The organism is Bacillus paramycoides, assembly GCF_001884235.1.
In the GTDB taxonomy this organism is placed as follows: Bacteria; Bacillota; Bacilli; order Bacillales; family Bacillaceae_G; genus Bacillus_A; species Bacillus_A paramycoides.
In genome coordinates this window covers 86,552-99,465 of record NZ_MAOI01000101.1, presented here as the reverse complement: position 1 = coordinate 99,465, position 12,914 = coordinate 86,552, and the positions used below count along the sequence as shown (strand labels likewise).

The 12,914-nt window shown below is 34.1% G+C and carries 13 protein-coding genes and 2 pseudogenes; 12 read left to right on the top strand and 3 right to left on the bottom strand.

The window, feature by feature from the left end; all coding sequences use genetic code 11:
• Positions 1-326: 326 nt before the first annotated feature.
• Together BAU28_RS21475 and BAU28_RS21470 are read left to right on the top strand one after the other, a co-directional pair.
• Positions 327-548, top strand: coding sequence for a hypothetical protein (locus BAU28_RS21475; protein ID WP_025151297.1), 222 nt, complete (start codon positions 327-329; stop codon positions 546-548).
• A gap of 705 nt (positions 549-1,253) precedes the next feature.
• Positions 1,254-1,589: a YolD-like family protein gene (locus tag BAU28_RS21470; RefSeq protein WP_071719909.1), complete on the top strand. Its 336-nt coding sequence runs from the start codon at positions 1,254-1,256 to the stop codon at positions 1,587-1,589.
• A gap of 219 nt (positions 1,590-1,808) precedes the next feature.
• On the opposite strand, the gene gerPF is transcribed toward BAU28_RS21470, so the two are convergent.
• Positions 1,809-2,024 carry a spore germination protein GerPF gene (gerPF, locus tag BAU28_RS21465; RefSeq protein WP_001141569.1) on the bottom strand — a complete coding sequence of 72 codons (216 nt, stop codon included), beginning with the start codon at positions 2,022-2,024 and terminating at the stop codon, positions 1,809-1,811.
• A 213-nt stretch (positions 2,025-2,237) separates the two neighbouring features.
• Here gerPF and BAU28_RS21460 point away from each other — a divergent pair, with 213 nt between their 5' ends.
• The 4 genes from BAU28_RS21460 to BAU28_RS21445 all read left to right on the top strand — a co-directional run bounded on the left by BAU28_RS21460 (position 2,238) and on the right by BAU28_RS21445 (position 4,403).
• A complete protein-coding gene (locus BAU28_RS21460; protein ID WP_002171833.1) occupies positions 2,238-2,582 on the top strand; it encodes a hypothetical protein in 345 nt (114 codons plus the stop codon).
• 31 nt (positions 2,583-2,613) lie between these two features.
• Positions 2,614-2,811 carry a hypothetical protein gene (locus BAU28_RS31085; protein ID WP_071719908.1) on the top strand — a complete coding sequence of 66 codons (198 nt, stop codon included), beginning with the start codon at positions 2,614-2,616 and terminating at the stop codon, positions 2,809-2,811.
• Between the two features lie 418 nt (positions 2,812-3,229).
• The gene (locus tag BAU28_RS21450; RefSeq protein WP_071719907.1) at positions 3,230-3,892 is read left to right on the top strand and encodes a DUF6944 family repetitive protein; all 663 of its coding nucleotides are present in this window, start codon (positions 3,230-3,232) and stop codon (positions 3,890-3,892) included.
• A gap of 298 nt (positions 3,893-4,190) precedes the next feature.
• Complete coding sequence (locus BAU28_RS21445; protein WP_002171836.1) at positions 4,191-4,403, top strand: YqaE/Pmp3 family membrane protein; 213 nt, start codon at positions 4,191-4,193, stop codon at positions 4,401-4,403.
• 68 nt (positions 4,404-4,471) lie between these two features.
• On the opposite strand, the gene BAU28_RS21440 is transcribed toward BAU28_RS21445, so the two are convergent.
• Positions 4,472-4,681 (bottom strand): KTSC domain-containing protein, encoded by a 210-nt coding sequence (locus BAU28_RS21440; RefSeq protein ID WP_002171837.1) that lies wholly within the window; start codon positions 4,679-4,681, stop codon positions 4,472-4,474.
• 465 nt (positions 4,682-5,146) lie between these two features.
• Here BAU28_RS21440 and BAU28_RS21435 point away from each other — a divergent pair.
• A pseudogene (locus tag BAU28_RS21435) lies at positions 5,147-7,051 on the top strand (transglycosylase domain-containing protein); the annotation flags it as partial.
• A 235-nt stretch (positions 7,052-7,286) separates the two neighbouring features.
• Positions 7,287-7,652: a magnesium transporter MgtE N-terminal domain-containing protein gene (locus BAU28_RS31615; protein ID WP_420866072.1), complete on the top strand. Its 366-nt coding sequence runs from the start codon at positions 7,287-7,289 to the stop codon at positions 7,650-7,652.
• Between the two features lie 77 nt (positions 7,653-7,729).
• On the opposite strand, the gene BAU28_RS21430 is transcribed toward BAU28_RS31615, so the two are convergent.
• On the bottom strand, positions 7,730-8,008 hold the full coding sequence (locus BAU28_RS21430) for a hypothetical protein (protein ID WP_002171840.1): 279 nt from the start codon (positions 8,006-8,008) through the stop codon (positions 7,730-7,732).
• 238 nt (positions 8,009-8,246) lie between these two features.
• Here BAU28_RS21430 and BAU28_RS21425 point away from each other — a divergent pair, with 238 nt between their 5' ends.
• The 4 genes and pseudogenes from BAU28_RS21425 to prpD all read left to right on the top strand — a co-directional run bounded on the left by BAU28_RS21425 (position 8,247) and on the right by prpD (position 12,901).
• On the top strand, positions 8,247-9,392 hold the full coding sequence (locus BAU28_RS21425) for an MFS transporter (protein WP_071719905.1): 1,146 nt from the start codon (positions 8,247-8,249) through the stop codon (positions 9,390-9,392).
• Positions 9,393-9,637: 245 nt separating this feature from the next.
• Positions 9,638-9,850 (top strand): annotated as a pseudogene (locus tag BAU28_RS21415) (HesB/YadR/YfhF family protein); the annotation flags it as partial.
• Positions 9,851-10,244: 394 nt separating this feature from the next.
• Positions 10,245-11,366 (top strand): citrate synthase, encoded by a 1,122-nt coding sequence (gene mmgD, locus BAU28_RS21410; RefSeq protein WP_071719904.1) that lies wholly within the window; start codon positions 10,245-10,247, stop codon positions 11,364-11,366.
• Positions 11,367-11,464: 98 nt separating this feature from the next.
• The gene (gene prpD / locus BAU28_RS21405; RefSeq protein WP_071719903.1) at positions 11,465-12,901 is read left to right on the top strand and encodes a 2-methylcitrate dehydratase; all 1,437 of its coding nucleotides are present in this window, start codon (positions 11,465-11,467) and stop codon (positions 12,899-12,901) included.
• Positions 12,902-12,914 lie beyond the last annotated feature (13 nt).

Below are 12,914 nucleotides of genomic sequence, written 5' to 3'. Positions count from 1 at the left end.
ATAAAAGATGACTTCGCAAACGTTGATATTATAATGTTTTAGTTGGTTAATTTTATTAAATATAAATCTAATATATTTTTAATATATGTTACAAACAAAGAAAAAATGATTATATATTTGTCCTTATGAACTGGATTAAAGACATAATTTTAAGAATAATACATATCATATTATTGGAAAAGATATTGATGTTATAGGAAGTGAAAAGCTGAGCATTCTATTAAAAAGGATGTTCTTTTTTTGAAAGCAAATTATAAATAAAAATAGGATGAATGTTTTTAGACTTATTAGCTACTAGATTATAAAGTTAACTTGGGGGAGAGTATATGAAGGTTATCTTTAAGAGAGAAGGCGGAGGGAAAATATTTGAATCATCAGATGAAAATATAAGCGATCTATTAGCTGTATTAAAGGAAACAAAAGGGATTAAGATTGGGATGGTTGAGTATAAAGTATTAGAATATAAATTGGAGTATTATCGGCATCCGAAAAAAGGAGAAACAGAGAGGGAGTTACATATTATAATGCAGCCTATACATATTAATTAAATGGTAGTGACAATAGTCGATTATATACCTTGTAGAGTAATATATACAGATTGGATTTAATGATTTTTAATAAAATTATGTATGAAAAAAGAGCGCCAAAAGCGCTTCTTTTTCATAGTAAACTATGAGGAATAAAGTGTTTTACATCATAAGCTTTTTAAGATTTGTGAGTTTGTTCATAATAAAAGTATATGCTTAAGTTGTTGGGGTGGTGATGAAGATAAGGAAAAAAGTAGGGGGATTGAAATTAAAAATAAATCATTTTGATATAGATGAAATTTGTATTCCGGAAAGAACGTTAGTCAGGATAGAAAAGTAAAGTTAGAAATATATTTTATTAGAAAAAAGCGACTTCACTTCAGGTGAAGTCGTTTTTGTAGTTGCTACACGTATTTTGTCTTGCGATAGGAAGTGTAAAAAACTTAATTGGTCAGGGTGAATAATCAATGGGAATTGACAAACTATATTGATTTAAGTTTCATTTTGCTAAAAAAATATGCATGTTCCTCTTTCTTAAGAACGTTAGTTCGTGTATAATTAGAACAAATGTTCTTAAGTTGGGGAGTCATAATTAATACCTACAATTCATGAATAATTGTAAGTTTGAACACTACTTATAAATAAGAGATGGACAGAGTGTATTTAAAAGTGAAATTTCTTTTTATATAGAATCGATAGATATAAAAAATCGAGGGGATAAAGAAAATGAATCAAGTAAAGATGCAGACAAAAGGAAGAGAGTGGGTTCCGTTTACAGTAATGTCGGAACAATTGCCTAGTATGCGAGAGGGGATTAGAGAGAAATTAAGAGTGAAGAGACCGATATTAACGAATGAAGCGAAAGAGAGAATTTCTGATAAATTGTTAACTTCATTATTGTCTGAAGAAGAGATGTTAGTGACATATTTTGAAGAAGGGTACATACTTACAAGTTATATGACAGTGGTTCATATAAATCCAATTCAGCAGGATGTAGTTTGTACAGATGCTTTTTATAAAACGTATGTATTTTCTATTGTGGACATAATTGATGTAACATAAAAGAAGCTGGATTTTGAAATTTAGCTTCTTTTATTTTTCTTAGTAGAGATGAATAAGGAAATAGCCACATGAAAAAGCAGCTAGATACAAGCTAGCTGCTTAGCCCCAGGGAAAGGGAGAAAGAGATTGGTACTCAAAAAATCAACGATAGCTGTTTAACAGCCTGTGTATAGTATGGACAAATCTAAATATGTTATACAAAAAAGATTGAAGAATTGTTTAGGCCGTACCAACTTGGTTTTGATCTGCAAGGTCAGAATCGAATGTATTCGTTGCACTAACACCACTAAAAGTATTAACCACAAAACCAACGTTAGATGCGCCAGAGCCGTTATAAGCTTTCGTATTCTCTTTTGGAGAAACATTGTAGAAATCACCTAAGTTGAAAGATCCGTTACTATTTTGTACAACTAAATTGCCTACAACTGAGGGCATGATTTTCACCTACTTTTTAAGTAATTGTTAACACTACTATATGACGTTTTAGTCCAAAGGGTTCATTTAACAAATATTACGGAGTAGAAAAACGTTTGAGGCTTTGTTTAATCAACTTATCAAAAAGTATGTTAAAATTAATGAAGAGTTGAACATTAAAAAGAATAAATTTGTATAATTGATATATACGAAAAAACAAGGAGGCAAAATGTTATGAATAATGTTATGAAAAAAGTAGATTTAACAGATGCAAAATCAAGTAATCTTGTTGCACTTATTTATAGTAATGATGTTACATTGGTTGAAAAAGCATTTTGTCCTAATGAAATAAAATTAAAGTTAAATGAAATAGCAATTTTATCGGCAATTAAAACAGCACATATTACGAAAGTATCTATAAGGAAAGAACTCGAAGTGATTTTTCATGATACCGGTGTTTTGTTAGTAAAACACAACGCGGATAATAATAGTAGTCAGTCTATAACAATGCATTTTGAACAATTTAAAAAGTTGCAAAATGAAATTGAGAATTTACATAAAAGTATGCAATTAGACTAAGTGAAAATTCTTCGATAGGGTAGGTTATATTATGTTGAAAAAGTGGATTGGAAAATATTTAGATGAATCGAACTGTAAACATAAATATAGCTTCATTAGGATGCAGGATAATGAAGATTATAAAAATGGTAAATTGGGTGTGGCCTATATTTATCGGTGTGAGAAATGCGGGAAAGAGAAAATGAAATTTAAAAATAATAATGATATAAACATTGATTTTTTTGATTGATAAACAAAAAGAGAAACTAAAAAAGTCAAATAGTATTCACTGTTTTGAAGGACAAGCATATATTAAAGTATATAAGAAGCATTTGCTAATTACATCTTCATCGAAAAACTCCTTGCCAAAAAAGAGCGCCTGAAAGGTGCTCTTTTTGTATCATCCTGCTATTTGTGGGCAGTAAGACTTCTACCTCAAAATTTGGCGGAAGCAAAGAATTTAGGTAAGGGTAGGTCTGCCGGTAAAAGTCCGATTGGTGAGGGCTAATAATCAGCGGGGGATGGGCAAAAACTCCACTGATTAAAGTTTCACTATAGTAGCACATTATGTGATGCACAAAATTACATATGAAAAATAAAATAATGAATTAAAGGTGATATTTACTTATTTTAATTGCACAAGAAAATTTTATTATAGGTGATGGGAAATGAATCCACGCGGTTTAGAATTGACAGGGGCATGGTTTCAAGTAGGAGGAAATCTTACGGCAGCTATTGGAACAACAAGAGGATTTATAGGTGAAGAAAAGATTGAATCGGATCTGGTTATTGTAGGGAGTTCATTACAAGCCCTCGGCTATATATTACAAATTGTAGCATATATTAATACAAAAGATGAAGGTAAACGAGGGAATCAAGATGAACGTATGGATAATAAAAGTAAAGAGTTAGGGGAAACGGGGATTGAGCTATTAGCTTTAGGTAATATTTCAAATGTAATAGGAACGTATTTTAATGTAAATGAACAAACGCAAGAAAATGATTATCTTATAATTACAGGGAACAGTTTACAATCGATTGGAGCTTTTTTAGGAGTAGAAGCAGCCTTGCGTGAGGTGAATGCAATTCAGCGAGTCATTGTACTAGGGAATTCTATGCAAAGTTTAGGAGCGGGATTACAAGCGTATCAAGGTATTTACAATATATCAAAAGAAGAAAAGGATAATGAAGACATCGGTAAAGATAAAGAGAATCAACGCATAATAGGACTTATTGGTATTTGGATACAAGCAATAGGAACTGTTATTTCAGCAATTGGATTAACCGAAATAATAGAAGAAGAAAGATTAGAATCTAAGAAAAGACGTTGAGATACTCATTCCATTGTAATTTGGAGTATTTCAATTTTATAAGTGGGACAAGATTGATGTGATAATTCTTTTTGTAGGCTTTTTCAAATGGGTGTAGAATATGTAAATAGAAGAAAAGGTGAATATTGCTACTGTATGTTAGTGAATGGTTTCTCATCTATTTGTACTTATATATCTGATATTCGTAATAATGAATTCTAATTTGTACTTGTGGAAATAAAATGATTTTGTAGGTTTGAAAGTGTAGGAAATGAATGGGTGAAAATTGAAAAATAAACATTAAGGGGGTTTTTAAGGCATGATGTACTTATTGGCAATTCTTCTTCCGCCGGTAGCTGTTTTATTGTGCGGAAAGCCGTTTCAAGCGATTATTAATTTCATTTTAACCCTAATATTCTGGGTTCCAGGAGCTATACACGCAGTTCTTGTTGTACATGATAAAAAAGCCGATCGGCGCCTAAAAAGACAGATTCAGGCGTATGATGAAATTAATAAGAGAAATAGAAGGTAAATGGATATTGAAAATATTAAAAAAGAAAGGGGAGTTTTCCTCCTTTCTTTTTTGTATGTTACTCAAGTTTAAATTTTAGTGTAGCGGAAAGAATTTTTAATGTAAGTATTATGGTAATAACTTTTAGATTGTGCGTTTAATAAGCCGGTGTAAATGCTTTCTGGTACGTTAAAGAAATCATACATACCATTCTTTAGTTGGATTCTTAAAATCATAGAAAAAGGGTTATAGCCAACAGCAACTATATTTTTTGATATAACGGGAGATAATTTCATCATTACGCAACTCCTTACTTTTCATTTAAGGTGTTTTCTTGTAGATAAGGGGATTGTGGTATTGAAATCCTTATAATTAAAGAGGTATTATACTTATATGTAAGATATTAAATGTTCGTTATGCGTAATTATAAGGAAGTTCACACGAAGTACATATAGTTGTGCTATTTTTATTTCACCTTTGATTTATTAATAAGAAAATATTGACCATTTGAAAAAAAGGTATATTATTTATACGAGGTATTAAAATTCACTTCTTACATTCTATGCTTTAAGGAGCAGTATTATTAGAAAAAATAGAGGTGAATATAGTTTGTATAAGAAGTATTCCAAAATTTATAATCTGTGAATTGGGAAAATATTGAATGCTTCTGGTTAAGAAACTTTCTAAATATAAGTATATTTGTGAAGGTGATCTCAATATTTTATGTAAATCAATGGGAGAATTGAAAGGCAGGAGAAAGTAACATGTCAGAAAATTATCGTTCTCGAGAGGAGCGACGACAAGTTCAAAAGAAAAAACAGCCAGCTTCTAAAGAAACAAAACCAAAAGGTAAAACATCGTTTTTTCGTAAGTTTTTAATCAGTTGTTTACTACTTGGTATTGTAGGTTTAGTGGCAGGGGTTGCTACCTTTTTCGTTATGATAAAGGATGCACCAAAACTTGAGAAAGCAAAACTTGTTAATCCGTTATCCTCAAAAATTTATGATAAAGACGGGAATTTGGTATATGAATATGGGAAAGAAAAACGAACGAATGTTACGTATGATCAAATTCCTAAATTAGTAGAAAATGCATTTTTAGCGACAGAAGACGCACGTTTTTACGAGCATAGCGGGGTAGACTTTAAAGGTACTGCCCGTGCGGTTTTAGTCAGTCTTAAAGGAGATTATGGCTCTCAAGGTGGAAGTACGATAACGCAGCAAGTTATTAAAAATTACTTCTTATCGATGGAAAAAACGTCAAAGCGTAAGGTTCAGGAAATATATTTAGCGTATAAGCTAGAACAACAATATTCAAAACATGAAATATTAGAGATGTATTTAAATAAAATTAATTTAGGTAATCGTTCATATGGAATCGCAACAGCAGCACAAAACTACTATGGTAAAGAATTGAAAGATTTAACATTACCAGAAGTTGCAATGCTTGCCGGTTTACCGAAAGCACCGAATAACTATGATCCAACGAAAAAAGAAAATGTTGAAAAGGCAACAGAAAGAAGAAATGTTGTACTAGGATTAATGAATCGACATGGTTATATTACAAAGGCAGAAATGGAAGAAGCATCAAAAGTTCCAGTAACAGATGGGCTTAAGCCTGCAGCTGAACAACAAACAATGCCATATCCTGCATTTATGGATGCGGTTGTGAAAGAAGTAGAAAAAGAATTACCAGATGCTAATATTGGTTCTGACGGTTTAGAAATTTATACAACATTAGACACAAAAGCACAGAAATTGGCCGATAATATTTTAAATACAAATATTATTGATTATCCGAATGAGAATTTCCAAGGTGCTTTCACATTTATGGATACGAAAACAGGAGAAGTTCGTGCTATAGGTAGTGGTCGTGGTGAAAATAAAGCTGTATTTAAAGGACATAATATGGCAATTGAATTAGATCGTGCAGCTGGTTCAACGATGAAACCAATTTTTGACTATGCTCCTGCAATTGAATATTTAAAATGGGCTACGTACCATCAAATTGATGACTCTCCATTTAAGTATTCAACGGGGCAAGAAGTTCGAAATGCAGACAGAAGTTATTCAGGCCCAATTTCAATGCGTGAAGCATTAAAAATGTCGCGTAATATTCCGGCAATTAAAACTGCAAAAGAAGTGGGAATTAGTAAATCGAAAGACTTCTCTGAGAAATTAGGTATTACATTTAATACAGCACCGACAGAATCTACAGCGATTGGTACAAACGAAGTATCACCAACTGAAATAGCGGGTGCTTATGCGGCATTTGGTAATGATGGTAAGTATACGAAACCGCATTTTGTTAAGAAAGTAGTTTATCCAGATGGCAAGTCACAAAGTTTTGGACAAAAACCAAAACAAGTTATGGCGGATTCTACAGCATATATGATTACTGATATGCTTCGTTCTGTAGTAACATCAGGTACTGGTACATCGGCAAATGTGGCCTCTTTAGATGTAGCTGGTAAAACAGGTACAACTAACTATTCTTCAAAACAACTAGCACAATATGGAATTCCAGAAAGTGCAACTCGTGATAGTTGGTTTGCAGGATATACACCGCAATATACGATGGCAGTATGGACTGGATATATGAAAGATGGTAAAAATGAGTATATTAGTAGTAAAAATACGAAAATTGCACAATTGATTTTTAAAGAAATGATGGGTGAGTTAGCTACAGATACATCACGATTTAAAATGCCAAGTAGTGTTATTCAAGAAGGTAGTGAGTTACGTATAAAAGGTGAAAAACGTGATTCATCTCCAAATACGAGCGTACCGGATACAACGGAACAACCAAAACAGGACCAACAGAAAAAAACTGAAGAAGAGAAAAATCAAGAGGAACTAAAGAAACAGGAAGAACTTAAGAAACAAGAAGAGCAAAAGAAGCAAGATGAACTTAAGAAGCAGGAAGAGCAAAAGAAACAAGATGAACAGAATAAGCAAAATGAACAAAACAATGGAAATGGTCAAGGAACTCCAACCCCACCAACTAGTGGAGGTGGCCAAGGAACTCCAACCCCACCAACTACTGGAGGTGGTCAAGGAACTCCAACCCCACCAACTAGTGGAGGTGGTCAAGGAACTCCAACCCCACCAACTAGTGGAGGTGGCCAAGGAACTCCAAATCCACCAACCACTGGAGGTGGCCAAGGAACTCCAACCCCACCAACTAGTGGAGGTGGCCAAGGAACTCCAACCCCACCAACTACTGGCGGGAACACAGGAGAGGCTCCTTCCAATAATGGACAATAAATAATGTATTTAAAAAGCACCAAAGGTACCGGAAAAACGGTTTCTTTGGTGCTTTTTGTATTATAAAGAGTAATATTATTTTTAAATGTTAAAAGTACCATAGAAATTTTGAAAGTAAATTGACGGGAAATGATAAAAAATTTGAGTCGGAGGTATTGGATGGCTAGGGCTATAAAAAGTAGTACTACTAGGATGTGTACCATGATGCCAAAATGAAGGGGTGACTTGGTCAGTCGATTGATATTGTTGCCAAGCGGCAGGAAGTTCGATACCAACATCAGAACTAGCTGTATGAACGGCAGGAACATGTATTGAGGGAACTGATGGGACCGCAGCAGTTATTCTTGGTGATACCCACATGAAAACGATCACTCCTAAGTTTCAATGATAAAGTAGTATATTCTTTTAATACTTATAAAGGTACATATAGATAGGACTTTCGGTTAAAACATACGTACAAAGTCGTAAGACCAATGTGAATTGATGGTGGACTATTTATTACGAAAAGATACGTCTAATAGCGGAGGGAAAAGGAATATGAAAAATATACAATGGATGTGTTGATCGTAGTATTTTATGTGTTTATGGAGGGATTTTAATGGAACGATTATGGACGAAATCATTTATCCAAATGACTGTCGCGATGTTATTTTTATTTACAGGGTTTTATTTGCTTGTTCCAACGCTCCCGCTCTTTATTAAAGAAATAGGTGGGAATGAATCTCAAGTTGGACTGATGATGGGAATGTTTACGATAGCCGCAGTTGTAATTCGCCCGATTATTGGAGGTATGTTAGATAAATATGGTAGGAAATCTTTTATTATTTGGGGCCTTATCTTTTTTGGACTAACAATGCTTTCCTATAATTTAGCATCAACTATTTTATTCTTAGCGTTTTTACGTGTTATTCATGGGGTAACATGGGCCGTTTCTACAACGGCTGTTGGAACAGCGATAACTGATATTATTCCAGATTCACGCCGCGGAGAAGGAATGGGCTGGTATGGAATGGCGATGACAATTGCAATGGCGATCGGCCCGATGATTGGATTATGGGTTGTACAAAATTATTCATTTCATGGTCTATTTGTATTAGCAACTCTTTTATCTTTTATGGCGGTCGTATTATCATTAATAACGAAGATGCCATTTGCACCACAAAAAGAAAAAGGGAAAATTCAGCTGTTTGAAAAATCCGTTTTATCAATTACGATTGTTGTTTTCTTTTTATCATTTGCATATGGAGGAATTACAACGTTTTTACCGTTATTTGCATCATCAATTGATGTGAATCCTGGCACATTCTTTCTTGTATATGCAATTGCCTTAACAATTGTAAGGCCGATTTCAGGTAAATTATTAGATAAATATGGAGAAGTATTTATCATACTCCCAACATTATGTATTACCATTTTAGCTATAGTTGTACTAACGATTTCAAATAGTGTAATGGGTGTAATTATTGCAGCGGTATTATACGGTGTTGGATTCGGTTCAGCACAGCCTGCTTTGCAAGCAGCGATGCTTACAATTGTTGCTCCGAGTAAAAGAGGAGTTGCTAATGCTTCATTCTTTACTGCATTTGATCTAGGTATTGGACTAGGTGCGATTTTACTTGGATTTGTTTCACAAATATTTGGTTACCGTATTTTATTCGCAGGTAGTGCAATTTCAGGATTAATAGCTTTAATTATATTTGTCATTTTTGTAAAACGGCAATTAGGAAAAAAAGAATTTGCGTAAACAGGAGGAGCGAAGATGAAAATTTCAATTGATCATGAAGCTCTACAATGGTTTAAGGAAGAATTGCGTATAAAGCATGATGAATCTATTCGATTTATCCCGCATTAACGAGCAGTAAGACCTCCACCTCATAATTCAGCAAATACAAGGAAGTTAGGCAGGAGATCAACTGCTCGTAAAAGCCCGATTGGTTCAACTAATAATCAGTGGGGGAGGGACAAAACCCCCACTGATTAAAGTTTCACTTTATTGTAAGATACGGAGGGAATAGCTCAATTCAGCCCGGATATTCTTTAGGGATTGCTACTGAGAAACCAGATGGGGATGTAGTATCAATTGAAATAGATGGTATTCGATTTTTTGTAGATTTTGATGACCTTTGGTATTTTCAAAACTATGATTTAGTTGTAAGTTATCATATAGAAACGGAAGAAATTCAATTTAATTATGTAAAATAATAACTTTATTAAAAATAAATAAATTTTATATAAGAATTATATTTAGGGAATTGTGAAATAAATATCATATGGAAACGAGCTGTATATGTGTACAGCTCGTTTTTTATTTGAAAAAGAAAATAGGGAGTAAAGCTATATTTCGTGGGATTTTATGGAATATCGTTATATTTTGGTTCAGAAAAAATAGTGCAAAGTCGGTCCTTTCGTTATAAAATATAAAAATTATTTTTGGAAAATTGTATTATTACAGCAATAAAAGTATAGGAAACTTATCATTATAAAATAAATTGAAATCTTCTAAAAACTCTGATACATTGAAATAGAAATGTAGTTCCACAGTATTGTAAAGGCTTACAGTTATGTGCACGAAGATCTATTAGGATTGGAGGAAATAATGATGAAAGCTGAAGAAAAATTTTCCCCGGGATTAGATGGTGTAGTAGCAGCGGAGACGAAAATTTCGTTTCTTGACACAGTAAAAGGTGAAATTGTAATTCAAGGGTATGATTTAATCGAACTCTCAAAAACAAAAGAGTATTTAGACATTGTGCACCTATTATTAGAAGAACATCTACCAAATGAGGATGAGAAAGCAACACTTGAAAAGAAATTAAAAGAAGAATATGCAGTACCAGAAGGTGTATTCAACGTGCTAAAGGCATTGCCTAAAGAAACGCATCCCATGGATGGATTACGTACAGGTGTGTCTGCATTAGCTGGTTACGATAATGATATCGAAAACCGCGCGTTAGAAGTAAATAAAAGTAGAGGGTACAAGCTTTTAAGTAAGGTGCCTAACATTGTGGCGAATAGCTATCATATTTTAAATAATGAGGAGCCTATCGAACCTCTTCAGGAATTAACATATAGTGCGAATTTCTACTATATGTTAACTGGGAAAAAACCAACTGAACTTGAGGAGAAGATCTTTGATCGTTCCCTTGTTTTATATAGTGAACATGAAATGCCAAACTCTACATTTACCGCTCGCGTAATTGCATCAACACAATCAGATTTATATGGTGCTTTAACAGGTGCAGTTGCATCTTTAAAAGGAAGTTTACATGGTGGTGCGAATGAAGCCGTTATGTACATGCTATTAGAAGCTGGTAATGTTGAGGAATTTGAAGAGTTATTACAGAAGAAACTTTATAACAAAGAAAAAATCATGGGCTTTGGACATCGCGTGTATATGAAGAAGATAGATCCAAGAGCACTTATGATGAAGGAAGCTTTAAAGCAGTTATGTGATGTGAAAGGTGATTATACACTATATGAAATGTGTGAAGCTGGAGAGAAGATTATGGAGAAGGAAAAAGGAATTTATCCGAATCTTGATTATTATGCTGCTCCGGTATATTGGATGCTTGGTATTCCGATTCAACTTTACACACCAATTTTCTTTAGTTCTAGAACAGTAGGACTATGTGCGCACGTTATTGAGCAACATGCGAACAACCGCTTATTCCGTCCGCGTGTAAAATACATTGGCGAGCGACATGTGCTTAGTAAATAAGAACAACTGGGGAGTTGTTAGCGCCGCCCGCCAGATGGGTGTTTGACCGACACCCATCATTAATAATAACGAATTTTCGACAGAAAGGGAAGAATAGCATGATTAAAACAAATGAAATTAAACAAAAAGATGCATTATTAGAAGAAATTACGGATTATGTATTAAATAAAGAGGTTACAAGTGCAGAAGCATTCAGTACTGCTCGCTACGTATTACTTGATACGCTTGGATGCGGAATTTTGGCACTACAATATCCAGAGTGTACGAAATTACTAGGACCAGTTGTACCAGGAACTATCGTGCCAAACGGTACACGTGTACCAGGTACGTCTTATGTGCTAGATCCAGTAAAAGGTGCCTTTAATATCGGATGTATGATCCGTTGGTTAGATTATAACGATACATGGCTTGCAGCAGAATGGGGACATCCATCTGATAACTTAGGCGGAATTTTAGCAGTTGCAGATTATATTAGTCGCGTTCGTATTTCAGAAGGAAAAGAACCTTTAAAAGTACGTGAAGTATTAGAAATGATGATTAAAGCACATGAAATTCAAGGTGTACTTGCTTTAGAAAATAGTTTAAACCGTGTTGGTCTTGACCACGTATTATACGTAAAAGTAGCAACAACTGCTGTAGTTGCGAAAATGCTTGGTGGAACACGTGAAGAAATCTTTAATGCATTATCACATGCATGGATTGATAATTCTAGTCTTCGTACATATCGTCATGCTCCAAATACTGGCTCACGTAAATCATGGGCAGCAGGTGATGCGACGAGCCGCGGTGTTCATCTTGCAATGACTGCTCTAAAAGGTGAAATGGGTTACCCAACAGCATTATCTGCGCCAGGATGGGGATTCCAAGATGTATTATTTAACAAGCAAGAATTAAAATTAGCTAGACCACTAGAGTCATATGTAATGGAAAATGTATTATTTAAAGTGTCATATCCAGCAGAATTCCATGCACAAACAGCTGCAGAATGTGCAGTGAAGTTGCACCCGGAAATTAAAGAAAGATTAGATGAAATTGATCGTATTACAATTACAACTCATGAATCAGCAATTCGTATTATCGATAAAGAAGGTCCATTAAATAACCCAGCTGATCGAGATCATTGCTTACAATACATTACGGCAATCGGTTTATTAAAAGGTGATATCGTTGCGGACGATTATGAGGATGAAGTAGCAGCTGACGCGCGTGTAGATGAATTACGTAATAAGATGGTTGTTGTTGAAAACAAACAGTACAGTTTAGATTACCTTGATCCGAACAAGCGCTCAATCGCCAACGCTGTTCAAGTTCATTTTAAAGACGGTACTGTAACAGAAAATGTGGAATGTGAATACCCACTTGGTCACCGTTTCCGTAGAGACGAAGCGATTCCAAAAGTCGTTCAAAAATTCACTGCAAATATGGCTGGTCATTATTCTAGTAAGCAACAAGAACAAATTCATGAAGCTTGTTTAAATGAAGAGAAACTAGAAAATATGAATGTCAACGAATTTGTAGATCTATTCTTAATTTAATAATAGGGGGAAT

Bases quoted from the DNA above. Each gene is read 5' to 3' on its own strand.
- BAU28_RS21475 (WP_025151297.1), top strand. From the start codon at position 327: ATGAAGGTTATCTTTAAGAGAGAAGGCGGAGGGAAAATATTTGAATCA.
- BAU28_RS21470 (WP_071719909.1), top strand. From the start codon at position 1,254: ATGAATCAAGTAAAGATGCAGACAAAAGGAAGAGAGTGGGTTCCGTTT.
- gerPF (WP_001141569.1), bottom strand. From the start codon at position 2,024: ATGCCCTCAGTTGTAGGCAATTTAGTTGTACAAAATAGTAACGGATCT.
- BAU28_RS21460 (WP_002171833.1), top strand. From the start codon at position 2,238: ATGAATAATGTTATGAAAAAAGTAGATTTAACAGATGCAAAATCAAGT.
- BAU28_RS31085 (WP_071719908.1), top strand. From the start codon at position 2,614: ATGTTGAAAAAGTGGATTGGAAAATATTTAGATGAATCGAACTGTAAA.
- BAU28_RS21450 (WP_071719907.1), top strand. From the start codon at position 3,230: ATGAATCCACGCGGTTTAGAATTGACAGGGGCATGGTTTCAAGTAGGA.
- BAU28_RS21445 (WP_002171836.1), top strand. From the start codon at position 4,191: ATGATGTACTTATTGGCAATTCTTCTTCCGCCGGTAGCTGTTTTATTG.
- BAU28_RS21440 (WP_002171837.1), bottom strand. From the start codon at position 4,681: ATGATGAAATTATCTCCCGTTATATCAAAAAATATAGTTGCTGTTGGC.
- BAU28_RS31615 (WP_420866072.1), top strand. From the start codon at position 7,287: ATGAACTTAAGAAGCAGGAAGAGCAAAAGAAACAAGATGAACAGAATA.
- BAU28_RS21430 (WP_002171840.1), bottom strand. From the start codon at position 8,008: ATGTGGGTATCACCAAGAATAACTGCTGCGGTCCCATCAGTTCCCTCA.
- BAU28_RS21425 (WP_071719905.1), top strand. From the start codon at position 8,247: ATGGAACGATTATGGACGAAATCATTTATCCAAATGACTGTCGCGATG.
- mmgD (WP_071719904.1), top strand. From the start codon at position 10,245: ATGATGAAAGCTGAAGAAAAATTTTCCCCGGGATTAGATGGTGTAGTA.
- prpD (WP_071719903.1), top strand. From the start codon at position 11,465: ATGATTAAAACAAATGAAATTAAACAAAAAGATGCATTATTAGAAGAA.